Annotated in this window: 27 protein-coding genes; 14 read left to right on the forward strand and 13 right to left on the reverse strand. The window is 64.4% G+C overall.

Features of this window, described 5'->3' with window-relative positions; all coding sequences use genetic code 11:
• Complete coding sequence (locus AB7Z56_RS29805) at positions 1-1,260, reverse strand: extracellular solute-binding protein (protein WP_441256706.1); 1,260 nt, start codon at positions 1,258-1,260, stop codon at positions 1-3.
• A gap of 167 nt (positions 1,261-1,427) precedes the next feature.
• On the opposite strand from AB7Z56_RS29805, the gene AB7Z56_RS29810 reads away from it, so the two are divergent.
• Entirely contained in the window at positions 1,428-2,186 is a 759-nt protein-coding gene (locus AB7Z56_RS29810; RefSeq protein WP_166097545.1) for an SDR family NAD(P)-dependent oxidoreductase, read from the forward strand.
• 165 nt (positions 2,187-2,351) lie between these two features.
• Here AB7Z56_RS29810 and AB7Z56_RS29815 read toward each other — a convergent pair whose 3' ends face one another.
• Positions 2,352-3,215, reverse strand: coding sequence for an alpha/beta fold hydrolase (locus AB7Z56_RS29815; protein ID WP_354177501.1), 864 nt, complete (start codon positions 3,213-3,215; stop codon positions 2,352-2,354).
• Between the two features lie 299 nt (positions 3,216-3,514).
• On the opposite strand from AB7Z56_RS29815, the gene AB7Z56_RS29820 reads away from it, so the two are divergent.
• Positions 3,515-4,522, forward strand: a complete 1,008-nt coding sequence (locus tag AB7Z56_RS29820; protein ID WP_084795228.1) for an alpha/beta fold hydrolase — start codon at positions 3,515-3,517, stop codon at positions 4,520-4,522.
• Between the two features lie 91 nt (positions 4,523-4,613).
• On the opposite strand, the gene AB7Z56_RS29825 is transcribed toward AB7Z56_RS29820, so the two are convergent.
• The 11 genes from AB7Z56_RS29825 to AB7Z56_RS29875 all read right to left on the reverse strand — a co-directional run bounded on the left by AB7Z56_RS29825 (position 4,614) and on the right by AB7Z56_RS29875 (position 14,026).
• Positions 4,614-5,657 (reverse strand): 5-methyltetrahydropteroyltriglutamate--homocysteine methyltransferase, encoded by a 1,044-nt coding sequence (locus AB7Z56_RS29825; protein ID WP_199877108.1) that lies wholly within the window; start codon positions 5,655-5,657, stop codon positions 4,614-4,616.
• Between the two features lie 35 nt (positions 5,658-5,692).
• Positions 5,693-6,562: a fumarylacetoacetate hydrolase family protein gene (locus tag AB7Z56_RS29830; RefSeq protein WP_063984355.1), complete on the reverse strand. Its 870-nt coding sequence runs from the start codon at positions 6,560-6,562 to the stop codon at positions 5,693-5,695.
• Positions 6,562-7,224 (reverse strand): polysaccharide deacetylase family protein, encoded by a 663-nt coding sequence (locus AB7Z56_RS29835; RefSeq protein ID WP_063984356.1) that lies wholly within the window; start codon positions 7,222-7,224, stop codon positions 6,562-6,564. Before AB7Z56_RS29835 ends, AB7Z56_RS29830 begins: the two co-directional genes overlap by 1 nt.
• A gap of 9 nt (positions 7,225-7,233) precedes the next feature.
• Positions 7,234-8,031 carry an ABC transporter permease gene (locus AB7Z56_RS29840; RefSeq protein WP_028155758.1) on the reverse strand — a complete coding sequence of 266 codons (798 nt, stop codon included), beginning with the start codon at positions 8,029-8,031 and terminating at the stop codon, positions 7,234-7,236.
• Between the two features lie 19 nt (positions 8,032-8,050).
• Positions 8,051-8,857, reverse strand: coding sequence for an ABC transporter ATP-binding protein (locus AB7Z56_RS29845; RefSeq protein ID WP_041956016.1), 807 nt, complete (start codon positions 8,855-8,857; stop codon positions 8,051-8,053).
• A complete protein-coding gene (locus AB7Z56_RS29850) occupies positions 8,836-9,591 on the reverse strand; it encodes an ABC transporter permease (protein WP_063984358.1) in 756 nt (251 codons plus the stop codon). Before AB7Z56_RS29850 ends, AB7Z56_RS29845 begins: the two co-directional genes overlap by 22 nt.
• A 5-nt stretch (positions 9,592-9,596) precedes the next feature.
• Complete coding sequence (locus AB7Z56_RS29855; protein WP_063984359.1) at positions 9,597-10,553, reverse strand: ABC transporter substrate-binding protein; 957 nt, start codon at positions 10,551-10,553, stop codon at positions 9,597-9,599.
• Positions 10,554-10,605: 52 nt separating this feature from the next.
• Positions 10,606-11,313, reverse strand: a complete 708-nt coding sequence (locus AB7Z56_RS29860) for a GntR family transcriptional regulator (RefSeq protein ID WP_231144502.1) — start codon at positions 11,311-11,313, stop codon at positions 10,606-10,608.
• Between the two features lie 90 nt (positions 11,314-11,403).
• On the reverse strand, positions 11,404-12,237 hold the full coding sequence (locus tag AB7Z56_RS29865) for an N-acyl homoserine lactonase family protein (RefSeq protein WP_063984361.1): 834 nt from the start codon (positions 12,235-12,237) through the stop codon (positions 11,404-11,406).
• A 21-nt stretch (positions 12,238-12,258) separates the two neighbouring features.
• Positions 12,259-12,645: a carboxymuconolactone decarboxylase family protein gene (locus AB7Z56_RS29870; protein ID WP_027575101.1), complete on the reverse strand. Its 387-nt coding sequence runs from the start codon at positions 12,643-12,645 to the stop codon at positions 12,259-12,261.
• Positions 12,646-12,673: 28 nt separating this feature from the next.
• Positions 12,674-14,026 (reverse strand): MmgE/PrpD family protein, encoded by a 1,353-nt coding sequence (locus tag AB7Z56_RS29875; RefSeq protein ID WP_283018584.1) that lies wholly within the window; start codon positions 14,024-14,026, stop codon positions 12,674-12,676.
• Positions 14,027-14,276: 250 nt separating this feature from the next.
• Between AB7Z56_RS29875 and AB7Z56_RS29880 the strand changes: the two genes are divergently transcribed.
• The 12 genes from AB7Z56_RS29880 to AB7Z56_RS29935 all read left to right on the forward strand — a co-directional run bounded on the left by AB7Z56_RS29880 (position 14,277) and on the right by AB7Z56_RS29935 (position 26,370).
• Positions 14,277-15,170 carry an NAD(P)-dependent oxidoreductase gene (locus AB7Z56_RS29880; RefSeq protein ID WP_063984363.1) on the forward strand — a complete coding sequence of 298 codons (894 nt, stop codon included), beginning with the start codon at positions 14,277-14,279 and terminating at the stop codon, positions 15,168-15,170.
• A gap of 30 nt (positions 15,171-15,200) precedes the next feature.
• Positions 15,201-16,646, forward strand: coding sequence for an MmgE/PrpD family protein (locus AB7Z56_RS29885; RefSeq protein ID WP_063984364.1), 1,446 nt, complete (start codon positions 15,201-15,203; stop codon positions 16,644-16,646).
• A gap of 61 nt (positions 16,647-16,707) precedes the next feature.
• On the forward strand, positions 16,708-17,643 hold the full coding sequence (locus tag AB7Z56_RS29890) for a branched-chain amino acid ABC transporter permease (RefSeq protein WP_063984365.1): 936 nt from the start codon (positions 16,708-16,710) through the stop codon (positions 17,641-17,643).
• 2 nt (positions 17,644-17,645) lie between these two features.
• Positions 17,646-19,418 (forward strand): branched-chain amino acid ABC transporter ATP-binding protein/permease, encoded by a 1,773-nt coding sequence (locus AB7Z56_RS29895; protein ID WP_187387760.1) that lies wholly within the window; start codon positions 17,646-17,648, stop codon positions 19,416-19,418.
• On the forward strand, positions 19,405-20,112 hold the full coding sequence (locus AB7Z56_RS29900; RefSeq protein ID WP_063984367.1) for an ABC transporter ATP-binding protein: 708 nt from the start codon (positions 19,405-19,407) through the stop codon (positions 20,110-20,112). Before AB7Z56_RS29895 ends, AB7Z56_RS29900 begins: the two co-directional genes overlap by 14 nt.
• 33 nt (positions 20,113-20,145) lie before the next feature.
• Positions 20,146-21,396, forward strand: coding sequence for an ABC transporter substrate-binding protein (locus AB7Z56_RS29905; RefSeq protein WP_283018583.1), 1,251 nt, complete (start codon positions 20,146-20,148; stop codon positions 21,394-21,396).
• Positions 21,397-21,429: 33 nt separating this feature from the next.
• Positions 21,430-22,665 carry an ABC transporter substrate-binding protein gene (locus AB7Z56_RS29910; protein ID WP_063984369.1) on the forward strand — a complete coding sequence of 412 codons (1,236 nt, stop codon included), beginning with the start codon at positions 21,430-21,432 and terminating at the stop codon, positions 22,663-22,665.
• Between the two features lie 40 nt (positions 22,666-22,705).
• Positions 22,706-23,086 (forward strand): carboxymuconolactone decarboxylase family protein, encoded by a 381-nt coding sequence (locus AB7Z56_RS29915; protein ID WP_014496467.1) that lies wholly within the window; start codon positions 22,706-22,708, stop codon positions 23,084-23,086.
• 15 nt (positions 23,087-23,101) lie between these two features.
• Positions 23,102-23,872 (forward strand): SDR family oxidoreductase, encoded by a 771-nt coding sequence (locus AB7Z56_RS29920; protein WP_063984370.1) that lies wholly within the window; start codon positions 23,102-23,104, stop codon positions 23,870-23,872.
• Between the two features lie 19 nt (positions 23,873-23,891).
• A complete protein-coding gene (locus AB7Z56_RS29925) occupies positions 23,892-24,632 on the forward strand; it encodes an SDR family oxidoreductase (protein WP_231144499.1) in 741 nt (246 codons plus the stop codon).
• 23 nt (positions 24,633-24,655) lie between these two features.
• Complete coding sequence (locus tag AB7Z56_RS29930) at positions 24,656-25,369, forward strand: GntR family transcriptional regulator (protein WP_063984371.1); 714 nt, start codon at positions 24,656-24,658, stop codon at positions 25,367-25,369.
• A 26-nt stretch (positions 25,370-25,395) separates the two neighbouring features.
• Positions 25,396-26,370: a tripartite tricarboxylate transporter substrate-binding protein gene (locus AB7Z56_RS29935; protein WP_063984372.1), complete on the forward strand. Its 975-nt coding sequence runs from the start codon at positions 25,396-25,398 to the stop codon at positions 26,368-26,370.
• Positions 26,371-26,372 lie beyond the last annotated feature (2 nt).

Raw genomic sequence — 26,372 nt, forward strand, 5'->3', positions numbered from 1 at the left:
TCAGTTACCCTGCTTCCACGCCGCCTCGATCGCCTTGGCCGCGTCTTGCGGGCTCATGCTGCCGCCGGCGATCTCGGCGGTGACGTCGTTGACGACGCGGCCAACCGAGGGGCCGAGGCTCTGGTCATAGAAGTTCTGGTGGTAGTTCGACTTCGCCAGATTGGCCGCGATCAGCTTCATGAAGGCGTTGTTGAGACCGGCATCCGCTCCCTGAACCACCGGGATGATGAAGTTGCCCGCTGCAAGCCGCGTCTGCACGTCCCTGGAGACGAAGTATTTCAGGAAATCGACGGCCTCCTTCGGCGAGCCCTTCGTGATCAGCCAGCCGGTGATGCCGCCAAGCGTATCGGTTGGCACGCCCTTGCCGCCGGCCACGACCGGGAAGTCGAACCAGCAGATCTTGTCTTCGCTCAATCCGACCTTGTCGGCGGCAAGCGCACGCTGCAGATGATAGACGGTCGAGATCGCGAGCGTCATCGCCGCCTTGCCATCGCCGAAATAGCCGACCGCCTGCGGATTCTTGAAGCCGAGGAAGCCATTCTGGAACGGCTGGAGATCGACGAGTTGCTTGAACAGCTCGCCGGATTTCCGGAAGGTCTCCCCCGCGAAGCCGCCGTCCTCGCCGCGCAGCGCCGCATCGAACGCCGGCTTGCCGCCGACGCGCACCGCAAGATGCGTCCAATAGAAGTGCAGCGGCCATTTGTCGGCCCCGCCGACCACGATCGGGGTCACGCCGGCGGCTTTCAACGTTTTCACCGCTGCAAGCAGGTCGTCCCAGCTCTTGATCCCTGCGGGATCGACCTTCGCCTTCGCCATCAGCTCCTTGTTGCAGAGGAAGCCGACCTGCGACAGCGCGGTCGGAAGACCGTAAACGCGGCCGTTGGCCGTGAAGGCGGCGAGCGCTGCCGGCGTGAGGCTGTCGCTGTACCCCTTCACCTGATCGGTGATGTCGTCGAGGACGCCGGCCTCGATCTGCGTCTTCAGGACGCCGCCGGCCCAGCTGTAGATGATGTTCGGCCGGTCCTTGGATTGCAGGATGGTCGGCAGCTTGGCCTTGTAGGCCTCGTTCTCGAGGAACTGCATCTCGATCTTGGTGCCGGGATGCGACGCCTCATAGGCGCGCGCAACCTCCTCCCAGATCTTCACCTGGGCCGGATTGGCTTCGATGTGCAACCACTTGACGGTCGTGTCGGCCGCGGCGGAGTTGGCCCAAAGCAGGCATGCGGCGGCGGCGAGTCCCAGCTTCCCGAGCAGTCTCATCACATTCCTCCCAACCGGCTCTTATTCTTTGGCTGCAATCCTGCCTTCGAATTTTGAGGTACGCAACTAAAATTCTGATCTATGCACCTCACGCGGGGAATGGCTAAGGTTGGCGGGACAACTGGGCGGCGCCTCGCACCGCCCGCAACGCAACTTGAGAGGTGCCCATGGCCGCCGTTTATTCCGACCTTGCCGGCAAGGTCGTTCTCGTCACCGGTGGCGCATCGGGGATTGGGGCTGCGATCGTGCGGCGCTTCGCGCAGCAGAAATCCAATGTCGTGTTCTTCGATATCAAGGCCGACGAGGGCGAACGCCTCGCACGCGAGCTGTCGGATCAGGGTCTGGCTGCGCATTTCCAGCGCGTCGACCTGACTGACATCGCCGCGTTGCGCGCCGGCGTCGCCGAGGCGCGCAAGGCACACGGCGCGATCAATATCCTCGTCAACAATGCCGCACATGACGAACGGCACAACACCGAGGAGATGACGCCGGAATACTGGGACGACCGCATCGCGGTGAACCTGAAGCACCAGTTCTTCGCCGCCCAAGCCGTGCTGCCGGACATGAAGGCGGCGAATGCCGGCGCCATCATCAATTTCGGCTCGGTGTCGTGGATGGCCGGTCAAGGCGGCATGGCCGCGTACACGGCCAGCAAGTCGGGCGTGGTCGGTCTGACGCGCTCCCTCGCGCGCGATTACGGCCCCTACAACATCCGCGTGAACGCGATCGCGCCGGGCTGGATCATGACCGAGCGCCAGCTCGAGAAATGGATGACGCCGGCGGGCGAGATCGAACTGCAGCAGCGACAGTGCCTGAAGCGCCGGCTGGTACCGGACGAGGTCGCGAAATTCACCCTGTTCCTCGCGTCCGACGAGGCCTCCGCCTGCACCGCTCAGCACTACGTCGTGGATGGCGGCTGGGTGTGAGATGCTTTGAGGGTCGTCGGCGGGACCAGAGCTCGAACCTGGTCCCCCCGCTGACTAAGATTCAGCTGGTGACTCCGTCCAGTTGTTTGCACAAGCCGAGGTCGCGAAGCCTATTGGAAAAGATGCCAATGGCACTTTCAACCATATCGCACCGATAGCGATAGTTCAGCCGTGTTGCTGCGTGGCGTTCGGACCTGCGTTGGCGACGGCCTCGCGTATCATTCCGGCGACCAGCTTCGGCGCGGTGATCGGCGATGCATGATCGACTTTCTCGGAGCGAACCTGCGCACCCATCCGTCGTGCCAGGAATAGCTGTGTCGCCGGATTGATCATTCGATCCTCCTCGGCGACCAGGTACCACGACGGCTTTGCCTTCCATGCCGCTTTCGGAGCCTTTTCCTGGATTGCCGCGACGGCAATGGGACGCTGGATCGCAGCAAGGAGCGCAGCCTGCTCAGGTCGGGCATGCTGGCACCAGGCCGCGCCAAACCGGTCGTTCGGCATCCAGAGGAAACCATGACTGTCGGGGGTGAGTTTCGGTGCCTCCGGCGACGGCTTGTCGCGATAGAATATTTGCGCGACTGTTTCGCCTTCGTCGGGACAGAGAGCCGAAATGAAGACCAGCGACCGCACTCTGTCCTGAATGACCGCACCTATCACGGCGCCAGCATAGGCATGCGCGACAAGGACAACCGGTCCGTCGGTCCGCTCCAGCGCTCGTTCAAGCGCCGCGACATCATCTGATAGCGATGTGAGCGGAATCGGCGCTGCCATCGTCTTCAGTCCCTCGGACTGCAGCAGCGTGATGACGTGCGCCCAGCTTGAACCGTCGGCCCAGGCGCCGTGGACGAGAACGACGGTGGCGTCCGTCCCCGCGGTTTCCGATCTTCTGCTGACGTCGCGGGCGACCTTCTTGCTCGCTCGGGGATCTGCAACCGCCGGCGCGATCACGCCGAATTGTGCTGCAGCTACTGTCGTTGCCGCAGCACCAACGAAACGCCGGCGATCGTGGTTGATTTCGTCGGACATGGATCCTCCATTGCTCTGGCGGCTTGCGTTGACGCACCTCCGCTTACCCTGACCTCCCGCTATTCGGCGACGCGACCAAATTGGTTACAGGCGGAGGATCATTCCAACGATCACTTCCCGACTGCTCCCCGCCTCTGCCCCATCGCGCCAGCGGGATGACCGAAATCATCAGCACGAACGGTTCAGTGACGCTAATCCTGCGAAAGCGCGCTTCCACGCAGGTGCTAACATGTCTCACCGCGTCGTCATTGAGGGGGCGTTTGCCAGGAGCGTCGCGCGAACCTCGAAGGACCTCAGGGATGACAGAAAAGACAAAGATCGAGCGCCGCACCTTCGTCCAGGTGATGACCGCTGCATCGAGCGCCGCTCTATCACTGGCGCTTCTACCGCGACGCGCGGCCGGCCAATCCCCAAACAATTCCACCTCGAACGCTTCCGATCTCTTCGAGACAAAGGAGATCAAGACCGATGACAACACCATTTTCATCAGGCGCTACGGGAGCGGATCCCCACTGCTCATGGTCCATGGATTTCCGCGAACCAGCCTGATGTGGCGTCATGTCGCGCCGCATCTCGCCGGTAATCGCACGGTCATCTGCGTCGATCTTCGTGGATATGGCCGCAGCGGCGTTCCCGCCTCTGCGGAGGATCACTATCCCTATACAAAGCGGGCGATGGCGAATGAGCTCGTCACCGTGATGGATAAGCTTGGCTTTTCCAAATTCGATCTGGTTGGACACGATCGCGGCGGTCGCGTTTCCTACCGCCTTGCGCTCGATCACCCGGAGAAGGTGCAGCGTCTCGCAGTGTTTGACGTGCTGCCGATCTCGGAAGCCTGGGGCCACGCCGACGCAAAGTTCGCCATGACCTACTGGCCATGGAGCCTACTCTCGCAGAAGGCACCGCTTCCCGAAAAATACCTGATCGGTGCGCCGGACGCGGTATTCGACAATCCCTTCGGCCAGGGCTCATTCGGCCCCGAAGTGAAAGCGGAATACATCGAAACCTACCGCGATCCGGCTCGGGTGCATGCGATCTGCGAAGAGTACCGCGCGGCCGCAACCCTGGATATCGAGCATGACAAGGCGGACCAGAAGGAAGGCAGGCGCATTAAGTGCCCTATGCTGCACCTCTGGGCTTCCGGCGGGCCGCTCGATACATTCTACGAGCAGAATGGCGGCGCATTGGGAATTTGGAAGAAGTGGGCCGACAACGTACAAGGTCGGGCCGTCAAGGGCGGTCACTTCTTTCCTGAGGAAAACCCTACCGACACAACGGAGCTTCTAACCAAATTCCTGTCGGCTTGAACGGCAGCTGACGCCCGCGCAGATTTCGACCAGGCTGGCCATAGCCAGGCGATGGCCGGCGAACGAACCATCCTCGCCGGCCTAGCTTTGTTTAGCCGATCTCCCGCCGGACCATGGCCGCCGCATCGCACATCGCCTTCAGCTTTCCGAACGCGGTTGCGCGCGGCATGTACTTCATGCCGCAATCGGGCGCGGGGACCAGGCGGTCCGGCGAGACGTATTTCAAGCCGTTCCGGATACGGGCGGCCACGGTGTCGACGCTCTCGATCGCGGGATCAGCGAGGTCGAGCACGCCGAGCATGATCTTCTTCGACGACAGGTCCCTGAGCACGCCGAGGTCGAGCTTCGGCTGCGCGGCCTCGATCGAGATCTGGTCGGCAATGGTGTCGTCGAGCTCGGCGAGGAAGGAATAGCCGGCCGGCTTGTTCGAGCCCGGCACGACCGCGGCATAGCCGAAGCAGAGATGCACGACCGTCGGCACCGTGATGCCCTGCAATGCACGGTTGATCGCCTTGACGGCGTAGCGCTTGGCAAGATCCGGATTGTTGCGCACCCAGGGCTCGTCGAGCTGGATCACATCCGCGCCTGCCTTCTGCAGATCGAGCGCCTCGGCATTGACGGCCTCGGCGAGCGCCATCGCCAACTCTTCCTCGTCCTTGTAGAACTCGTTCCTGGCCTGCTGGCTCATCGTGAACGGGCCCGGCAAAGTGATCTTGGCGGCCCGATCCGTGTTCTTGCGCAGGAACTGCATGTCGTGCAGCTCGACCGGGCCCTTGCGCTTGACGGGACCGACGACACGCGGCACCGGGGTCTGCGTGTTGCCGGTGCGCGCCACGATCATCGCGGGATTGTCCCCGTCGATGCCGTCGAGCGCGGTGGCGAAGCGGTTGGAGTAGCTCTCGCGGCGGATTTCGCCGTCGGTCACGATGTCAATGCCGGCGCGTTCCATGTCGCGGATCGCGACGATGGTCGCATCGTCTTGCGCCTCCTCCAGATGCTCTGCCGGCAACCGCCACATGTCGTGCAACCGCGTGCGCGGCACCACCTTCGACAGCATGGCGCGATTCACCAGCCATTCCGGCTGCGGGTAGCTGCCGACCACCGTGGTCGGCAGGATATGCGTTGGCATGGGCATGGGATTCTCCTTCTTATTGTTATAGAGCGCGGCTCTCAGGCCGCGCGCGTCGCCGTGGCCGATCCCTCGTCCTTGACGGGGTTGCGCAGGATGCCGATGCCGGAGATCTCGATCTCCACGACGTCGCCGCCCTTCATCCACAGCGGCGGCGTGCGATAGGCGCCGACGCCGCCGGTCGTGCCTGTGACGATGACATCGCCGGGCGCAAGCTCGGTGAACGTCGAGCAGTAAGCAATCAAGGCCTGCACGTCGAAAACGAGATCGGAGATCGGGGCCTTCTGCACCTCGACACCGTTGAGCCGGGTGATCAGCGTCTGCTTGGTCACGTCGGTCAATTCGTCGGTCGTGACCATCCAGGGCCCGAAGCCGCCGGTGCCGGCAAAATTCTTGCCCGGCGCGAATTGCGAGGTGTGGCGCTGCCAGTCACGGATGCTGCCGTCATTGTAGCAGGCATAGCCGGCGACATGGTTCAGCGCAGCCTCGCGCGAGATGCGGCGGCCAGCCTTGCCGATGATGACGGCCATTTCGCCTTCGTAATCGAAACGCTCAGACTCCAGCGGCCGGATCATCGGCTGGCCATGGCCGACCTGGCTGTTGGCGAAGCGGGTGAAGATCATTGGATGCGCTGGCGTCGGATGCCCGCTCTCGGCCAGATGCGTGGCATAGTTGACGCCGATGCAGAAGATCTTGTCGGGATCGGGCACGGTCGGCAGCAGCGCGACATCCTGCAGCGCGTAATCGGGCTTCTCGCCGGCGAGTTTCTTGAGCTCGTCGAGCGATCCCTTCGCAAGCAGCGCCTTCAGCGTCGGATAGGCCTTCAGGCGCTTGCCGGCATCGATGACGCCCTTGTCGGTGACGATGCCATAGCTCGCGGTGCCGGCGATCGTGAAGCTTGCAACTTTCATCAGTCAAACACTCTCTCGATGGAGGAAACATAGTCGTTGATTGGAAGCGCGATCGCGCCGTTGCGGATCGGAACGCATTGCGGCGGGAAGTCCTGGCGAAACCGGGCGCCGGCCGCCTCGGCAGCGTCAAGGAAACGTTCGAGATGGTCCATCGCGCCGGTCGGGAGATCGTGCAGCACCATCAGCGTCCAGGGCTGCCGGCTGCACTGGACGAGTGCGCGCTCAGTCCAGCCGTCAGGGTCGTCCCAGTCGCGCGGGATCGCATTCCAGAGCACGCAGCTGTGCTTGTTGCGGGTGAGGTAGTCCACGACGGAGGGTTTCAACAGCCGCGCATCGAGATTGCCGCCGCCACCGAACGGCCGGAACCAGCGCTGGGGATGCGCGAGATCGCCGATCGCTCTTTGAGTTCGGCCGATTTCGTTCTCTGCCGTCTCGCGATCCGCCTGCTCACCGAGCGGAATGGTGTGCGTAAACGTGTGATTTCCGATCCAGTGCCCCTCCCCGTGCGCACGCACCGCAAGGCCGCGCCGCGCGGGGTCAGCGAGCTTCTCACCGATGACGAAGAAGGTGGTCTTGATGCCGCGCTCGGCGAGAATGTCGAGCACACGCGGCGTCACATCCGGATCGGGGCCGTTGTCGAATGTCAGGGTCAAATCGTACACGCCAATACCTCAGGTCGCCGGCTGCATCGCGCCCGACGCGATGTCGTCGTTGGCCTGACCGGCCCGCGTGCCAGTCTGCCAGATCGCCGCCTTGCGCTCGATCCAGCGGATCGCAGCGTTGAAGGCGATGGCGAGGAACAGCACGAGCAGCACGCCCGCGAACACGTGCGGACTATCGAGAATTGTGCGGTAGCGCGAGATCAGATAGCCGATGCCGGCCGATGAGATCAGCATCTCCGAGACGACAACGCCGACGATGACCAGCGCACCGCCGACACGCAGGCCCGACAGCACCGTCGGAATCGCCGCCGGGATGATGACGCGGATCAGCCGCTGGCTCAACGTGGCGCCCATGCTACGTGCCGCGAGCAGGAGCTGCGGATCGATGGTCTGGATGCCGGCGGCGGTGGCGAGCATCGTCGGCAGGAAGCCATAGATCGAGGCGAACGCGATCTTGGACTCCGAGCCGATGCCGAGCCACACCGTGAAAACAGGATAAAGGATCACGAGCGGCACCGCGTAGAGGCTCGACACCATCGGCATGATCAGGACACGCGGACGCGGCAGGCTGCCAACGATCGCGCCGAGCAGGATGCCGCCGCCGCAGGCGAATGCCATGGAGACCACGACCTCATAGAGCGTCACCGCGAGCGCATGACCGTATTCCGCGGCATCGGTCCATCCGGCGATCAGCGTCGATGACAGTGACGGCAGGAACAGCTCGGGAATGAGACCGGTGCGCGGCAGCAACTCCCACAGCGCAATCAGGCCGATCACGATCAGGTATCGCAGCGTCTTCGCACTCATTCTGGCGCTCATATCCGCCTCACGCCGATTTGCGGATGTGCCGCCAGATGCGGTCGCGCAGCGCACCAAAGGCGTCGCCGCTCAGCATCTCGTAGGTGCGGGGCCGTGGCAGCTGGACCTGGAGATGGTCGACGATGCGGCCGGGCCGCGCCGACATCACGATCACCTCGTCGGCTAGATAGACGGCCTCGGTGAGGCTGTGCGTGACGAAAACGACCGTCTTGCCGGTCGCAGCCCAGATCCGCAGCAACTCGTCGCCCATGGTCATGCGCGTCTGCTCGTCGAGGGCGGCGAACGGCTCGTCCATCAGCAGCACCGGCGGGTCCTGCACCAGCCCGCGCGCGATCGAGACGCGCTGCTTCATGCCGCCGGAGAGTTCGTGGGGATGACGCCTGCCGAAGCCGTCGAGGCCGACCAGCTTGAGCGCATCCTGCGCCTTGGCGCGGCGCTCGGCCTTGGGCACGCCCCGCAGCGCCAGCGGAAACTCGACATTGTCCTCCGCGGTCAGCCACGGGAACAAGCTCGCTTCCTGGAACACCACGCCGACCCTGTCGGGGTCTGGCTGCAGGATCGGCGCGCCGCTGATGGTGATCGTGCCGGAGGTCTGCTGGCGCAGTCCCGCCATCATCATCAAAAGGGTCGACTTGCCGCAGCCGCTCGGGCCGACCAGCACGACGAAACGGCCGGGCTTGACCTCGAGCGAGACGTCCTCCAGCGCGACGACGTCCTGCGACCGGGTCTTGAAGACCTGGCCGACATTCTTGACCTCGATCGCGCCAGCGCGCGCGGCGGGCTTCAACGGGGTCACGTTCGCCAATGGCTGCATCGCGTTTCCATCCATCTGACAAGTTCGTTGAAGGTCATGGCGATCGCGGCGACCATCACGACGCCGGCGAGGAGCTGCTTCATCTGGAAGTTCTCGCCCCAGGTCGCGATCTGGTGACCGATGCCGTCGCGCGAGGCGTACATCTCCGCCAAAATCACGCCGGTGAGGTTGAAGATCATGGAGATCCGCAACGCCTCCAGCAGGACCGGCAGCATGCTCGGCAGATAAACCCGGAACGCCGTCTGCCATGGCGTTGCGCCATAGGAGCGCGCCACCGTCAAATGCTCGACCTTGACCGATTCCACCGCCGTCGTGGTCGACATGATCACGATGAAGATCGTGGAGAAGAAGCCGAAGCCGACCTTCTGGGCAAAGCCGACGCCGAACACCAGGATGAACATCGGCAGGAAGATCGACTTCGGGATGCTGAAGGCGAAGAACAAAAGCGGCTTGGCCACGTCCGCAAAGTAACGGTTCTCCGCGACCAGGAAGCCGATCACCGCACCGAAGGGCACGGCCAGCGCGAACGCGGCCAGCACCTCGGTCGCGGTCACCATCAGATCCTTCCGCACCGCCGCGCGCTGCAGCAGATCGCCGAGCGTCACGAAGGTATCGGACGCCGATGGCAGCAGTCGCGGATTGACGATGCCGGTGCGCGACAGCACCTCCCACAGCGCCAGGACCGCGATGATGATCGCGATCCGCGCAAGGTTGATGACGAACGTGCTTTGCATCGTGACTACTTGGTCGGAACCGGCTTGAACTTGGCCGAGATCACATCCTCGACCGGCACGATGTCCTTGAGCCCGCCGAGCTTGGCGAGATCGAGCGACAGCTGCACGGCCGCATTGACGTTGGCCGCGCCCATGTCGCCGCTGGTCTCGAGCTTCATAATGGTGTTGTCGTACTCAAGGCCCGCGATCTCCGGCGGCATTTCATAGAGCTCGGCAATCAGCTTGACCGTGACGTCGCGGTTGGCCCGCATGAACGCGACCGCGCCGTAGAGGGCGTTCACCGCCTTCTGCACCATCTGGGGCTTGGCCTCGGCGAATTTGTCGAGCACGATCCAGCCCGCAGTGAGGTTCGGCGGGACCGCGGTCGCGTAATCGAGGATGGTCTTGGCCTCGCCGGACTTCGAGATCTGGAAGCTCAGCGGCGAATAGACCACGGCCGCCTCGACATTGCCGGCCAGCAGGTTCGGCACCAGGCCACCGCCGCCGACGGGAACGCGCGTAAAATCGATCTTCTTGTCCTGGATGGTCCACAGCGCGAGCAGGTCGGATCCGGAGCCGGCCGCGGTGATCGCCACCTTCTTGCCGTTGAGGTCCTTGACGTCGAGCGTCGACTTGGTCGGGACCATCAATTGCCAGCCGAAATTGCCCATCGCGGCATTGGCGACGATCCGCGACATCACGCCCTTCTTGCGTCCGGCGGAGACCAGCGACGGCGGATCGAGAATGATGTCGGCCGCGCCCGCAGCCATGCCTTCGAACGTCTCGGCGCCGCTGCGGTAGATCGTCAACTCGGCCTGGATGCCTTCCTTCTCGAACAGTTTCTGCCGCACCGCCGTCTCGGCGATCGTGGTCGGCCAATAGGTTTTCGTGGGCAGGCCGACGCGGATGGTGTCGGCGGCGCTCGCAGGGCCCACCAGAATTGCGGCGGCGATCAGCGACATCAGCGCGTGATTGATCTTCATTATTGGCTTCCTCCCGGTCTCTGTTTTTTGTGTGCCGGATTTTTCCGGATCGTCAGGTCGTACGGCTCACCTCCGCAATGCGAGAGGCGGCGAGCTCGACGAATTCTTTGGTGGTGCCGAAGTGCTTTGACAAGGCGCGAACTGCCGCATCCGCATCGCGCCTGATCACGGCGGCGACGATCGTCTTGTGTTCGGCTTCGACGTTGCGCGGCTTGCCACCGGCCTCTCGCCGGATCGAGAGGCGGCGATAACGCTCGCTCTGCTCGTGCAGCACGTCGCGGAAGCCGAGCAGCCACGGCGAGCCGCACGCGTTGACCAGCGCGCGATGGAAGATGCGGTGACGGACCACCCACTCCTCGTAGTGCACGGTCGGATCGTCGGGATAGCGATGGGGAACGGCCTTCAAATCCGCCCAGGCGGATTTCACCGATGCGAGCCAGGCATCATCGCCCCGCTCGATCGAGCGACGGAGCGCAAGCCCCTCGATGTCGATCCGGGTCTGCGTCACGTCGGCGAGATCGGCGAGCGACACCGGGCTCACGCGAAAGCCACGCTGGTCTGACGCCTGCACGAGCCCGTCCGCGACAAGTCGCGACAGCGCCTCGCGCACGGCGGCGAGGCTCACGGAAAACTGTTTGGCGAGCCCGGCGATATGCAGCTTCTGGCCCGGCGGCAGCCGCGTCGCCAGGATGTCGGCGCGCAGACGTTCGTGCAGCGCCGACGTCAGGCTGCGCGGACCATCCCCGGGGCTTCTGGACAACTGGAACTGAAGCGGACCCATGGTCGGATGATTGCAAGGCGGCGGCCGCGGGTCAACAGAAAATCGAAAATCGATTTTTTCTAGCTTAGGTTACGCCGCGCCTTGCCCAACGTCCTGGGAATGCGCGGCCCTGGACGGCGCCACGTCGAGACGAACCGCGACGCCCTTCAAACCCTGGCCTGGCGCCGGGTAGAGCTTCATGACGAGCGGATCGTGGCCGGGAACGATGTGGTCAGCATCCGGTGCTGTGGCTCGCAGCTTGTCGAATCCCACCAGCATGTCACCGACATGAAATGCTGTCGTGAACGGACGCTCGCTCGTCATGTTCTCGTAGAAATGACTGACGTCGGAGGCGAGCACGACCGGCCCGCGGCGCGTGTTGACGCGGACGAACTGAAGACCGGCCGAATGCCCGCCGGCCGCGTAGACCGTCAGTCCGGGCGCGATCTCGGCGTCGCCGTCGTAGAACAGCACCCGGCGCGCATAGTTCAGCCGCACGATCCCGCAGACGTCCTCGACCTCGAAGGAATGCGACAGCCTCGGATACTGCATATAGCGCCCGGTGGCGTATGCGAGCTCGCGCTCCTGAAGATGAAACCGCGCATTCGGAAACCGGTCGAAATTACCGGCGTGATCGTAGTGCAGATGCGTGAGGATCACATCCTTGACGTCGGCCACGTCGATATCGAACGCGGCAAGCGTCTCCACCGGGCAGCGCAGGAATGTTCGCCTGCGCTGCTTTGCGATTTCGGCGTTGAACCCGGTGTCGATGACGAAGGTGCGGCCACCTCCCCTCGCCAGCCACATGAAATAGTCCATCGGCATCGGCCCGTCATGCGGGTCTCCGCCGATGAAGTGCTCGCTCCGCTGGGCATCCCGCGTTGCATAGCGGATGGCGAAGAGCTCGTATTCCGGGTCGGCCATGGGGCTTCCAATCAAGCGGGCTCAGGACCCCGCATCGACCTCGTTGAAGGCCTCGCGCGCGTTGCGGAAGGCGTCGATGCCGGCGGGCACGCCGCAATAGACCGCGACCTGGAGCAGGATCTCCTTGATCTCCTCCTTGGTCAGGCCGTTCTTCAGGGCGCCCTTGACGTGCAGCTTCAGCTCGTGCGGGCGGTTCAGTGCGCCCAGCATCGCCAGATTGACGATCGAGCGCGTGCGGCGGTCGACGCCGGGCCGCGTCCACAGCGCGCCCCAGCAGAATTCGGTCGACCACTCCGCCATCGTGCGCGTGAACTCGTCGGCACCGGCGATCGACTTGTTGACGTAGTCCTCGCCGAGCACCTCTTTACGAACTTTGAGGCCCTTTTCGAACAGTTCGGTCTTGCTCATGATCGTCCCTTTCCGGTCTTGAGAGATTCTAGTTGGAAATTGTTTGGCGCGACGCCGATGGCGGCCGCAGTGATTGCAGCAGCGCGGCGACGTCGTCCGCCGCATCTAGGCGCCAGACTGCATCGATGACGCGGTCCGAGTCCCAGTCGCTTCGGCCGGTCCGTACGCCCTCGCGCAGCTTCTCTTCGATCTCGCGGTCTGAAAGCGGCGCAGCCTGGCTGCCGCGCGGCGACGTCACGGTCTCTGTGAGAATTTCACCAGACGACAGGCGCAAGGTGACGCGCGCAGCGCCATCGAGCATCTGCGCATCAAGCTCCGCCCTCACCTTCTGTCGCAGCCGCGCGATATCGGGCCGGACCACGGTCTCCTGCGCGAACTCGGCCACACCGGCCGCGCCGAGCAACAGTCCGCAAGCCACGCAATGATGGATGCTGACGCGCGCATCGCGCTCGTTGCTCACGGGACGATCACCGCGCGCGAGCAGCAGTGCTGAGCCCCGCACTGTCACCGACTCGATCTGGTCAACGCGCCGGCCAATTCGCTCGCGCAACAGCAGGCAGGCGTCGATCACCGAATGGAACACGATGCCGGCGGGATAGGGCTTGTAGGTGTTCTTCGCGATCTCCCAGGTCTTTCCGAGGCCACCGAGCATGCGGGCGAGATCCGGCTCATCCCCCATGGTGCGCGCCCAGCCGAGCGGACCTTCGATGGCGCGCGGCGCAGCCTCATAGCCCTGCTGCGCCAGCAGCGCGGCGAACAACCCGTTACGCGCGGCATTGCCGACGCTGACGTTCTTGGCGGCGCTTGGCAGATTCTCGACATTGCCGGCCGACTGGCTCGCCGCAAGTCCGATCGCGTTCGCAATCCCTTCCGCTGGCAGTCCCAACAGCTTCGCGCACGCCGCCGCAGCGCCAAAAATCCCGCAGGTCGAGGTGATGTGCCAGCCGCGGGCGTAATGGCGCGGCGAGACTGCATTGCCGATGCGGCACTCCACGTCCACGCCAAGGATGAACGCGGTCAGCACCGCGCGCCCCGTCAGCTTGCGCGTCTCCGCCAGCGCCAATATCGGCGCGGCGACCGGCGCGGCCGGATGGATGATCGTTTCAGGGTGCGTGTCGTCGAAGTCGAGCAGATTCGCCGAGATGGCATTGAGAAACGACGCGCACAGCGCGTCCATGGACTCCGAATGGCCGATGATTGTCGATGTCGCGGCGCCGCTGAACGGCGATAGCGTGCGCATCGCGGCCGTGACCACCGGATCGCGTGCGGAGCCGAGCGCGGTCGCAAAGAAATTGAGGATCGATCGCTTCGCCTCAGGGCTCTGCGCCTCCACGTCCGCCCACGACGAGGACGCGACGAAATCGGCGAGCGTCTTGCTCACACTCGGAATTAAAGCTTGCGGCACGCGGGGCGTCTTCCTCGTTTTCCCGGACCATATGACGATCCGCGGCAAACTGTCGACCCCAAATGTTATGCTTGACAGCTTGTCTGACAATCATAACAATCCGGCCCGTTGGCGCGGGATCCCGCTGCCACGACGACGGCGGCCGAGAAGGCCGGCCGGCGAAAGCGTTTGACCAACGAGATCAAGAAGGCGCGCCCGTCACGGGTCGCGCGACAGGGAGTAGACGATGGCGGGAGAGATTCTCGGCGTAATCGGCACGGGCCGCATGGGCGGCCCCATGGCGGGGCGATTGATCGACGCGGGCTATTCGCTCGTGATCTATGACACGCAGACTGAAGCGACCCAGCCGCTGGTCAAGCGCGGCGCCCAGCTCGGCAAATCGCCGGCCGATGTCGCCTCCCGCGCTGATATCGTGCTCGCCAGCCTGCCGACGCCCGACATCGTCAAGGCCGTCACGCTCGGACAAAATGGCATCAGCAGCGGCAGCCGCGCCAAGATCGTCATTGATCTCTCGACTTCCGGTCCCGGCGCGGCAAAGATCGTTGCGGAAGGCCTGAAGGCCAAAGGCATGACGCTGGTCGATGCGCCCGTGAGCGGCGGCATCAAGGGCGCCGTCAACGGCACGCTGGCCGTGATGGTGTCCTGCCCGCAGGCGACCTACGAAATCGTTCAGCCGATCCTGAAGAATTTCGGCAAGCTGTTCTACACCGGCGACAAGCCCGGCGTGGCGCAGACGGCCAAGCTCGCCAACAATCTGATGGCGGCCGCGGCGCTGGTCATCACGTCCGAAGCCGTCGCGATGGGCGTCAAGGGCGGCGTCAACGCAAAGGTGCTGATCGACATCATCAACGCCAGCAGCGGCCGCAACAGCGCCTCCGAAGACAAGTTCCCCCGCGCGGTGCTGCCCGGCACCTTCGATTTCGGCTTCACCACCGGCCTTTCCTACAAGGACGTCCGGCTCTGCGTCGACGAGGCCGAGGCCATGGGCGTGCCGATGGTCTGCGGCGCGGTGGTGCGGCAGATGCTCGCGATCACCAATGCCAAATACGGCGCATCGTCCGACTTCACCTCGATCGCCAAGGTGCTCGAGGAATGGGCCGGGGTCGAGATGCGCGGCTGATCACGCAAGCCTTCAGGGAGAGCGATTGCGATGACGATCGGCCCGACCGGATCAGGCAAGGTCTCGCTCGCGCGCCAGATGGCGCGGAGCGTGCTTGCGCTTGATCTTGGAGTTTTCGGGCCGGAGGTCGTCGCGAAGGCAAAGCTCTGCCTGCTCGACTTCTTGTCCTGCGCCTTCGAGGCGGGCCAGCATCCCTGGAGCCGTCAGGCGGTTGCGATCGCACAAGCCGGCGGCACTGCAACGATCATCGGGACGTCACAACTCTCCTCGTCGGCCGATGCCGCCTTTGCCAACGCCGTGATGGGGCATGGTCTCGTCCGCGAAGACATGCATGCGGCCAGCGTCGCGCACCACGGCGTCGTGATCTGGCCGACGCTGCTCGCGCTGTCGGAGCAGACGCCGCTGCATGGAGCCAGACTGCTCTCAGCCGCCATCATCGGCTATGAGACCGGCGCGCGGATCGGCCGCGCGCTCCTGACCTCCGACCTCGCACGGCTCTATCGCCCGACGGGGCTCGTGGCGCCGCCAGGCGCGGCGCTGGCGGGAAGCTTTGCGCTCGGCCTGTCCGAGGACCAGGCAACCAGCGCCATCGCGATCGCGGCCAATACATCCAGCGGGCTGAACGAGTGGCCGCATGCCGGCGGCTCCGACATGTATTTTCATCCGGGCTTTGCGGCCAGCAACGCCATCAAGGCGATCGGTCTTGCGGCAGCCGGCGCTTTCGGCTCGGAAACCATACTGGAGGGTGAAGCCGGCCTGTTCGCCGCCTATCGCCGCCAGGCCGCGCCCGACAGCATCACGCTCTTCCCGGATGGCGAGAGCGAGATCATGGCTGTCTACAACAAGCCGGTCCCGGCCTGCAATTTCGCGCAGACCGCGGCCCAAGCAGCGCTTCGCGTCTCGCACGAGCTCGCCAGCACTGAGGAGATCGACCGCGTCATCATTCGCGCACCCGATGCCGCCGTTCGCTATCCCGGCTGCGACTCCATGGGGCCCTATCGCAACGCGCTTCAGGCCAAGATGAGCATTCCCTTCAGCGTTGCTGCGACGCTGACGCGGGGCGAGATCGAGGAAGAGAACTATTCCGAACTCGATGATGCCGACATCATTCGCCTGGTCGCGGTCACCGATCTCGGGGCAGATCCAGGCTTCACCGCCGCCTTCCCCGGCAAGCAGGGCGCGGAGGTGACCGTGCATCTGCGCGGCGGACGGACGATCCGGCACGCTTTGCCCGACGTCATCGCCGCAACGCCTTCAGATATTCGTGCGCGCTTCCGCGCCGCCGCAACCAGAGTCCTCGGCGAGGACCGCGCGCACCGGCTCGAACAACTCATCGACGGCTGCGAGCAGCTCGGCAATGCCGGCTACATCGCAGCGCAGTGTCGTCTGAACACGCCAGAACAGGCTTTACGATCGGCATCACAAGAAATGCCAAACAATACGGGGGAAATATGGTCGACCGGGAGACCCGCCTAGCAGTGCCGACGGCGCACAATCGCCAGCAAGCCGGCGCTCACGCCGCGCGGAGGCGGGGCTGATGGAAGGCTTCTTTCAAGCGCTCGCAGCGGGCCTTTTGATCGGCGCCGTCTACGGCCTGATGTGCGTCGGGCTCGGCCTGATCTTCGGCGTCATGCGCGTCATCAACTTCGCCCATGGCGATTTCATGATGCTCGGCATGTATGCCGCCTTCTATCTCTTCACCGCCGCCGGCATCCAGGCGCTGTTCGGCAATACGGTCGGTCCGTTCGTGGCCATCCTGCTGGCTGGCCCGGTACTCGCCGTGTTCGGTTATTTCGTCCATCTGGCCCTGATCTCGCGCGTCTCGGGCACGCGCACCGCCTCGCTGGAAGGCGAAGGCCATTACGCCCAGCTGATCCTGACGCTCGGCATCGCGCTGATCCTGCAGAACGGCGGCCTCATCGTGTTCGGATCGGTGCTGGCCTCGATCCGCACGCCGCTGTCGAGCTCGGCCTGGGAATTCGTTCCCTTCTTGGACATCAGCATCTTCCTCAACAAGGCGCGCAGCATCGACGCGATCGTTTCGCTCGCGATCATGATTCTGCTTTCGCTGCTGATCACGCGGACCCGGATCGGCAAGTCGCTCCGCGCCGCCGCCGACAATCCGACCGCCGCGACCTATATGGGCATCGACGTCGACCGCGCGCATCGCACCGCCTTCGCGCTCGGCTGCGGCATCACCGCGATCGCCGGCGGCCTGCTCGCGACCAACTATCCGTTCCACCCCTTCGTCGGCCTCGAATACGTGATCGTCATGTATGCCGGCGTCGTGCTCGGCGGCATGGGCAGCATCATCGGTGCCTTCTGGGGCGGCATGACGATCGGCCTCGTGCAGCAGATGTCGACGCTGATCCTGCCGACGCAGTTGCAGAATGCCGCGATCTTCGCCGTCTTCCTCCTCATCATCTTCTTCCGTCCGCAAGGTTTCTTCGGGCGCATGGTCGAGAGGACGTGACCATGCTCCGGATGCGTTCACTGCTGCCTCCCCTGCTCTTCACGCTCGCTTACGCCGGGATCTCACTCGGCGTCACCAACTCCTACTACCAGCTCATCCTGACGCTGGTGCCGGTGTGGGCGGTGTTCGGCCTGTCCTGGAATTTGCTGAGCGGCTACACCGGGCTGATCTCGTTCGGCCACGCCGCCTTCTTTGGGATCGGCGCCTATGCGACCGCGCTCGGGCAGATTTATTTCGACATCTCCCCCTGGCTGCTGATCCCGGTCGCCGCCATGCTCGGCGGCATCGCCGGGCTGCTGATCGGATTTCCGACCTTCCGCCTCCAGGGCCACTACTTCGCGCTCGCGATGCTCGCCTACCCGCTCGCCATTCTCTACGTGTTCGAGTGGCTCGGCTTCCAGGAGGTGACGCTTCCGATCAAGCGCGACGCGCCGATCGCCTATATGCAGTTCTCCGACCCTCACATCTACACGCTGCTGGGGCTCGCCATCATGCTTGCCACCATCGTGCTGACGCAGGTGATCGAGCGATCCCGCTTCGGCATGGCGCTGCTCGCGATCAAGCAGAACGAGGCTGCGGCAGAAGCGGCCGGAATCAACACGCTGGCTTGGAAGCTGCGCGCGATCACGTTGAGCGGCGCGATCGCCGCCGCCATCGGCGGATTCTATGTGCAGGTGCTGCTGGTCGTGACCCCGCAATCGGTGTTCGGCATGCTGGTGTCGGCGCAGGCGTTGACGGTCGCGATGTTCGGCGGCGTCGGTACGGTCTGGGGACCGGTCATCGGCTCCGTGATCCTGATCCCACTCGCCGAGATCCTGCACGCAGAGGCCGGTGCGCGCATCCCCGGCATTCAGGGCGTCATCTTCGGCCTGGCGATCGTCTGTGTCATCTTGCTCGCGCCGGAAGGCCTGTTCTGGAAACTGCGCGATCTCCTGCGCAGGCGAAATGCATCCAAGGCCACGGCTAGCGTCACTCCGGAAACGGCCGTCGCCAACGTCACGGCGCTGAAGCCTGCCGCGCGGCAGCGTGCGGCCACCGGCGAGGTGATGCTCGAGGTTCGCAATCTCTCGCGCTCCTTCGGCGGACTCAAAGCCGTTCAGGATGTCAGCTTCAAGCTGCACAAGAACGAGATCCTCGGCATCATCGGCCCGAACGGCGCCGGCAAGACCACGCTGTTCAACCTCCTCAACGGTTTTCTGAAGCCGAGCGAGGGCGAGGTGCTGATCGACGGCCGCAACATGTCCGGCCAACGGCCGCACGTGATCTGCGAGGCCGGCATCGGCCGCACCTTCCAGGTGATGCGGCCATTCCTGCGCATGTCGATCCTCGACAATGTCGTGGTGGGGGCCTATGTGCGCGCCCGCTCCGATGCGGAGGCACGCAAGCTCGCCGCCGACGCAGTCGCCCGCGTCGGGCTCTCCGCCGTAGCCAACCGTGTCGCCGGCGAACTCTCGACCAAGGAGCTGCGGCTGATGGAGCTCGCCCGCGCGATCGCCGGCCAGCCCCGCATCCTGCTGCTCGACGAGACGCTTGCGGGCCTTGGCCACGGCGAAGCGGACGAGGTCGTCGCCGTGATCCAGCAGCTCGCACGCGACGGCATGACCATCGCCATCATCGAGCACACCATGCAGGCGATGGTCCGCCTGGTGGACAGATTCCTCGTGCTCGACCATGGCGCCGTCATCACCGAGGGCCTGCCCGAAGTGGTGACGCGCGACAACCGGGTGATCGAGGCCTATCTCGGCAAGAAGTGGGTGGGCCATGCTGCGAATTGAGGGACTGAGCGCGGGCTATTCGGCCAAGCCCGTCCTGAACGACGTGTCGATCAATGTCGGCGCCGGCCAGTTCGTTGCGATCGTCGGGCCTAACGGCGCCGGCAAGACCACCCTGTTCAAGACGATCTCCGGCATCGTGAAGCCGAGCGGCGGGGCAATTACGTTCGACGGCGTCGACCTTCTTGCCGTGCCGCCGCCGCAGCGCGCCCATCTCGGCATCGCCCACGTCCCCGAGGGCCGCCAGGTGTTCCCGTCGCTGACGGTGATGGAGAACCTCGAAATGGGCGCGATGACCGAAAGCGGCCGGCGCGACTGGCAGGCCAATATCGAGCGCATCTTCGAATGGCTGCCGGTGCTGAAGGAACGCCGCAATCAGTTCGCGGGTACGATGTCCGGCGGCCAGCAGCAGATGCTCGCGATCGGCCGCGGCCTCGCCTCCTCGCCGAAGCTGTTGATGCTGGACGAGCCCTCGATGGGTCTCGCGCCGTCGACAGCGGACTTCATCTTCGAACGGCTGATCGATATCCGGCGTCAGTCCGGGCTGACCATGCTGCTGGTCGAGCAGCGCGTGGCGGAAGCGCTGGAGTCCGCCGACCACGGCTACGTCCTCGAAGCCGGACGCGTCGTGCTCGAAGGCAACAACGACACGCTGCGCGCCGATGATCGCGTGCGCAAAGCCTATCTCGGCATGTGACGAACAAAAAACAAAGAGCAGGGAGACAACAAAATGAACAAGACATCGAAGGGCAGGATATCAAAAGGACTGACGCGCCGGACCGTGTTGTCGGGCGCTGCCGCCGTCGGCCTCGCCGGCGTGGCACGCGCGCAGGCGCCGGCGGAGGTCAAGGTCGGACTGATCGTGCCGCTGTCCGGCATCTACACCCGCCCCGGCCAGGTCATGAAGATGGGCGCCGAGATGGGCATCGAGCACATCAACGCCCAGGGCGGCATCAAGGCGCTCGGCGGTGCCAAGCTGAAACTGGTCGTGATCGACTGCGGCGACACCACCGAGAAGGCCAAGAACGCGGCGCAACGCATGGTGGCGCAGGAACCCGATCTCGTCGCCGCCACCGGCTCTTATCTCTCATCCTTCACCCTCGCCGTCACCGAGGTGACCGAGCGTGCCGAACTGCCGGTGCTGACACTGTCCTATTCGGACCTGCTGACCGACCGCGGCTTCAAATACATCTTCCAGACCGCCGCGACCGCGAGCCGCCAGTCCGAGCTCGGCCTGCCGACGCTGATGAAACTCGCCGAGAATGCGTCGGGCAAGAAGCCGAAGACCGTGGCGATGTTGATGGACAACACCGCGACATCAGTCGCCACCGCCAAGGCGCTGAAGGAAAAACTGCTCGCACAGGAAGGCCTGCAACTCGTCGTCGAGGAAGTCTGGACGCCGCCGCTGTCGGATGCCACGCCGCTGATCCAGAAGGTTCGCTCGGCAAAGCCCGATCTGCTCCTGTTCATGCCGAATGCAGTGTCGGACGCCAAGCTGGGGCTGGAGAAGATCAGCGAGTTCGGCCTCGGCCAGGGCAAGATTCCGACGGTGTCCTTCAGCATCACCATCGCCGAGCCGGACATGCTCCAGAGCGTGAGCCCGGAGACCGTGCAGGGCATCATGACCATCGTCGCCAACTGGGGCTCGAAAGGCCAAGAGGCCCTGATCGCCGAGCTCAAGGCCAAATACAAGGAGCCCTGGATGACGCAGAACGTCATCTCGACCTATGGCGACATGTGGCTGATGAAGGAAGCGCTGGAGAAGGCCGGCAAGGCGGACCGCAACTCGGTCGCGCAGGCGTTCCGCACCATGGATGCCGGCCCGTCGAAATACTATCCGGGCGGCCAGCTCAAATTCGACGAGAAGGGCCGCCGCGTCGGCGCCGGCGTCGTCATCGTGCAATGGCAATCGGGCGTACCTGTCACCGTCTATCCGCCCGATCTCGCGCAAGCAGAGCCGTTCTGGCCGAAGAAATCCTAAGCGCCGCGCGATTTTTCAGGGAGGAGAATTGTCATGACTGCAAAAAGCAAGTTCACGATCTCGCGGCGAACGCTATTGGCCGGCGCGTCCGGCACGCTGATCGCATCCCGCGCCTGGGCGCAGCAACCTTCAGAGGTGAAGGTCGGCCTGCTGGTGCCGATCTCCGGCCTCTACGCCCGCCCGGGAACGGTGATGCGTGAGGGCGCCGAGATGGCGGTCGACCACATCAACGCGCAAGGCGGCATCAAGGCCCTCGGCGGCGCCAAGCTGAAGCTGGTCGTGCTCGATTCCGGCGACACCACGGAAAAGGCCAAGAACGCCGCCCAGCGCATGGTCGCGCAGGAGACCGATCTGGTTGCTGCCAGCGGCGCATACCTGTCCTCGTTCACGCTCGCGGTGACCGAAGTCACCGAGCGCGCCAGCCTGCCCGTCCTCACCCTCTCCTATTCCGACCTGATCACCGACCGCGGATTCAAATACGTGTTCCAGACCGCGGCCACCGCAGGCTCGCAGGCACGGCAGGCGTTGCCCCAGATCATCAAGCTGGCGGAGACGGCCTCAGGCAAGCGGCCGAAGACGGTCGCGATCCTGACCGACAACACGGGGGCCTCGATCGCTTCCGCAAAGGCGATGCGCGAGGGCCTGCTGGCGGAGAACCAGTTGCAGCTGATCGTCGACGAGACGTTCACGCCGCCGCTGGCTGATGCGACGTCGCTGGTGCAGAAGATCCGCTCGGCGAAACCCGATCTGCTGTTCTTCCTGCCGACGGTGATCTCGGACGCGAAGCTGCTGCTCGAGAAGATGAACGAGTTCGGCCTCGGCCAGGGCAAGATTCCGACCATCTCGTTCGGCATCGCGATCGCCGAGCCCGACATGCTGCAAACCGTCAGTCCCGAACTCCTCCAGGGCGTGCTGACCTGCGTCGCAAGCTGGGGCGCCAAGGGCCACGAGGCGCTGATCGCCGAGTTGAAGACCCGCTACAAGGAGCCGTGGATGACGCAGAACGCGATCTCCACCTATGGCGACATGTGGGTGATCAAGGACGCGCTCGAGAAGGCCGGCAAGGCCGACCGCGTTGCCGTCGGCGAGGCGCTGCGCACCATGGATGCCGGCCCCTCGAAATACTATCCGCTGGGCGAGATCAAGTTCGACGAGAAGGGCCGCCGCGTCGGCGCCGGCATGACCATCGTGCAGTGGCAATCCGGCGTGCCGGTGACGGTGTTCCCGCCCCAGCTCGCGCTGGCGCAGCCGTTCTGGCCCAAAAACTGACTGAGAACTGACAACGCCCGAAAGAGAAACGGAGAACAACATGGACAAGGCGACCTACGACCGCGGGCTCGAAATCCGCAAGAGCGTGCTCGGCAACGAGTTCGTGGACAAGGCGATCGCATCCGCGGACGAGTTCAATCGTCCGATGCAGGACCTCACCACGGAGTATTGCTGGGGCTACGTCTGGGGCCGCGACGGCCTCACGCGCAAGACGCGCAGCTTCCTCAATCTGGCGATGCTCTGCGCGCTCAACCGCCCACACGAGCTGAAAACCCATGTCCGCGGTGCGCTCGCCAACGGCGCCACCAAGGAGGAGATCCGCGAGGTCTTCATGCAGGTCGCGATCTATTGCGGCGTGCCGGCCGGCGTGGATGCGTTCCGGAACGCGAAGGAAGTCTTCGCCGAGCTCGACAAGAAATAACGGAGCTTGACGACGATGAAGGGCAAATGGGCACTCGTGACCGGTGCGACCGCGGGCCTTGGCCTCGCCGTCGCGGAAGGCCTTGCCGGCGCGGGCGCCAATATCGTCCTTCATGATCTCGTCGCGCCGAAGCAGGCCGCGGATGACCTCCGCGCCCGCTTCGGCGTCGAGGTCGTCTCGGCCGGCGCCGATCTCGCCCAGCGCGAGGCGATCGAGGCCATGATGGCCGATCTGCTCGACCGCTGCGGCGCCATCGACATCCTCGTCAACAACGCCGTGGTCAGGCATTTCTCCGCCATCGAGCAGTTTCCGCCCGATCGCTGGGAGCAGGCGCTGGCCGTCAACCTGTCGGCGCCGTTCCATTTGATCCGCCTGGCGCTGCCAGCCATAAAGCAGCGCGGCTGGGGCCGGATCATCAACATGGGCTCGATCTATTCCAGCCGCGCGGTCGAGGATCGCATCGACTACGTCACCACCAAGACTGCGATCCTCGGTATGACCCGCGCGGTGGCGATCGAGACGGCGCGGAGCGGCATCACCTGCAACACGCTCTGCCCAGGCACGCTGCCAACGCCCGCGATCCTGAACAAGATCGCAACGATCGCGTCGAACAGCGGCCGTCCGGTCGACGACGTGACCAAGGAATATCTCGGTGAGCGCCAGCCAACGCAGCGCTTCGTCGAAATGAACGCGGTCGCCGCCATGGTCGTCTTTCTCTGTGGGCCCGCGGCAAACGATATCACCGGCGCCAGCCTGCCGATCGACGGCGGCTGGTCGGTTGCATGAAAGCATTGGGAGTGTTGCGATGACTGAACAATCGGGCCAGAGCGTCGTGCTGACGGGTGCCGCCGGCGGCATGGGACGCGCCATCACCAAGGCCTTGCTGGAAAGCGGCCGCCGCGTCGTGCTGGTCGATCGCGACGCCAAGGCGCTTGAGGAACTCGCGTCCGTGGCGGGCAACGCGGTGTTTCCGATCCAGCTCGACGTTAGCGATGGGCAGGCCGTGGATCGCCTGCCGGACGCCATTCCCGCGCAGTTCAAGCCGGTCGACGTCCTCATCAACAACGCCGGGCACGATATCGGCGGGCGGACGCGGTTCGATGCCGGCTCCGCCGACGACTGGTCCAACATCATCCAGACCAATCTGATCGGCCTGATGCGCGTCACCCGCGCGATCCTGCCCGACATGGTCAGGCGCAACGCCGGCCATGTCGTCAACATCAGCTCCATCAACGCGGTCCGGATCGTCCCCGATATGGCCGCCTACAGCACCAGCAAGGCGGGCGTGCACATGTTCACCGAGACGCTGCGGGGCGAGCTGGCAGAAACCGCGATCCGGGTCACCGAGCTCCAGCCAGGCCTGACCCGGACCAACATCATCCTGACCCGCTACCGTGGCGACAGGCAGAAGGAAAAGGACTATTTCGACCAGTTCAGGATGGCGCTCGAGCCTGCCGATATTGCCCGTTCGATCGTCTTCGCCCTGGACCAGCCCGCGCACGTTCAAATTGCCGAAATGATGATTCTGCCTGTAAACCGGTACTGACTTTTCCCAACCAGGGTCCGGACATGGAAAGACGTAGCGAATTGCAGTCGACACTCCGCATCGAGGACGTCCCGACCGTCCGGGCGATGGTCGCGCAAAAGCTGCGCGAGGCGATCATGTCCGGAACACTCAAACCGGGCCAGCGCCTGGTCGAGCGTGAGCTCTGCGAGATGATGGGCGTCAGCCGCCCCTCGATCCGCGAAGCCCTGCGTGCCCTCGAAGCCGACGGCCTCGTCAACATCGTCCCGCACCGCGGCCCCGTGGTCTCCACGATCAGCCTCGAAGAAGCCCGGCAGCTGTACGCGGCGCGCGCGGTGCTCGAAGGATTCGCCGGCCGCGAATGCGCCAGGCTCCACGATCCGGAAGTGGCTCGACGGATCGGGGAAGCCCTGGCACGGCTGAAGGCGGCCGCAGCCAAGCAGGACCTCGTCGGGAGCCTCGAAGCCAAGACCGACTTCTACGCCGCGCTGATCGGCGGCTGCCGCAACGCCTTCATCGAGCGCATGCTCAAGCCGCTGCACGACCGGATCCAACTGTTGCGGATCACGTCGATGTCGCAGCCGAAACGGATCAACAAGAGCCTGCGCGAGGTCACCGCGATCTGGCGCGCGATCCAGAACGGCGATCCGGATCTCGCCGAGCGCTGCTGCGTCGATCACATCAATGCGGCTGCGGTGGCCGCGCTCGACATGATTGAACGAAACGCCGCCAAGGAGGCGACGTCCTCCGACGACTAGAAAAACAAGAATTCAGGGAGTGTTCGATGTTGTCTCTGGTACGATCGCTGATCCTGTGTCTCCTGCTCTTGCCCTGTGGCGCGGCAATCGCAGACGACTACCCCACCCGCCCGGTCACGATGATCGTGCCGTTCTCCGCCGGCGGCCCCGGCGACGTCATCGCGCGAATTCTCGGCAACGCCATGAGCGCGACGCTGAAGCAGTCCATCGTCATCGAGAATGTCGTCGGTGCCGGCGGCACACTCGGCACCAACCGCGTCGCCAAGGCCGCGCCTGACGGCTACACGCTGCTCCTGATGCATGTCGGCCAGGCCACTGCGCCCGCGCTTTACGCAAAACTGCCGTTCGATCCCGTCGGCGACTTCGCCATGATCGGGCTCGTCACTGATGTCCCGATGATCCTGGTGGCCCGGCCGAATTTCCCGGCCAAGGATCTCGGCGAGATGATCACGCGCATCCGCAGCGAGGGCGACAAGATGACTTTCGGCAATGTCGGTCTCGGCTCAGCCTCGCAGCTCTGCGGCCTTATGTTCATGAGCACCACCGATACGAAACTCTCGCAAATCTACTACAAGGGCGGCGGGCCCGCGCTGAACGACGTCATCGCCGGCCATATCGACGTCTATTGCGATCCCGCGACGGGACCGACGCCCTATATCCAGTCGAACACGATCAAGGGCTACGCGATCACGAGCAAGACGCGCGTCGCGACACTGCCTGGCGTACCGACCTCGGCCGAGGCCGGCGTTCCCGAATTCGATGTGACGACCTGGTATGGCCTCTACGCGCCGCGCGGCACGCCCAAGCCCGTGATCGACCAGCTCGTCGGTGCACTGCAGACGGCGCTCAAAGACCCAGCGTTGATCAGCCGCTTTGCCGAGCTCAGCATGGCTCCGGTTGAGGCCGAGCGCGCGACGCCGGCTGCGCTCGAAGCCTTCCTGAAGGCGGAGATCGCCAAATGGGGCCGGATCATCAAGGCAGCCGGAATCGAGCCGCAGTAGGT

This window comes from Bradyrhizobium sp. 482_C4_N1_8 (genome assembly GCF_052075965.1).
GTDB classification, from domain to species: Bacteria; Pseudomonadota; Alphaproteobacteria; order Rhizobiales; family Xanthobacteraceae; genus Bradyrhizobium; species Bradyrhizobium barranii.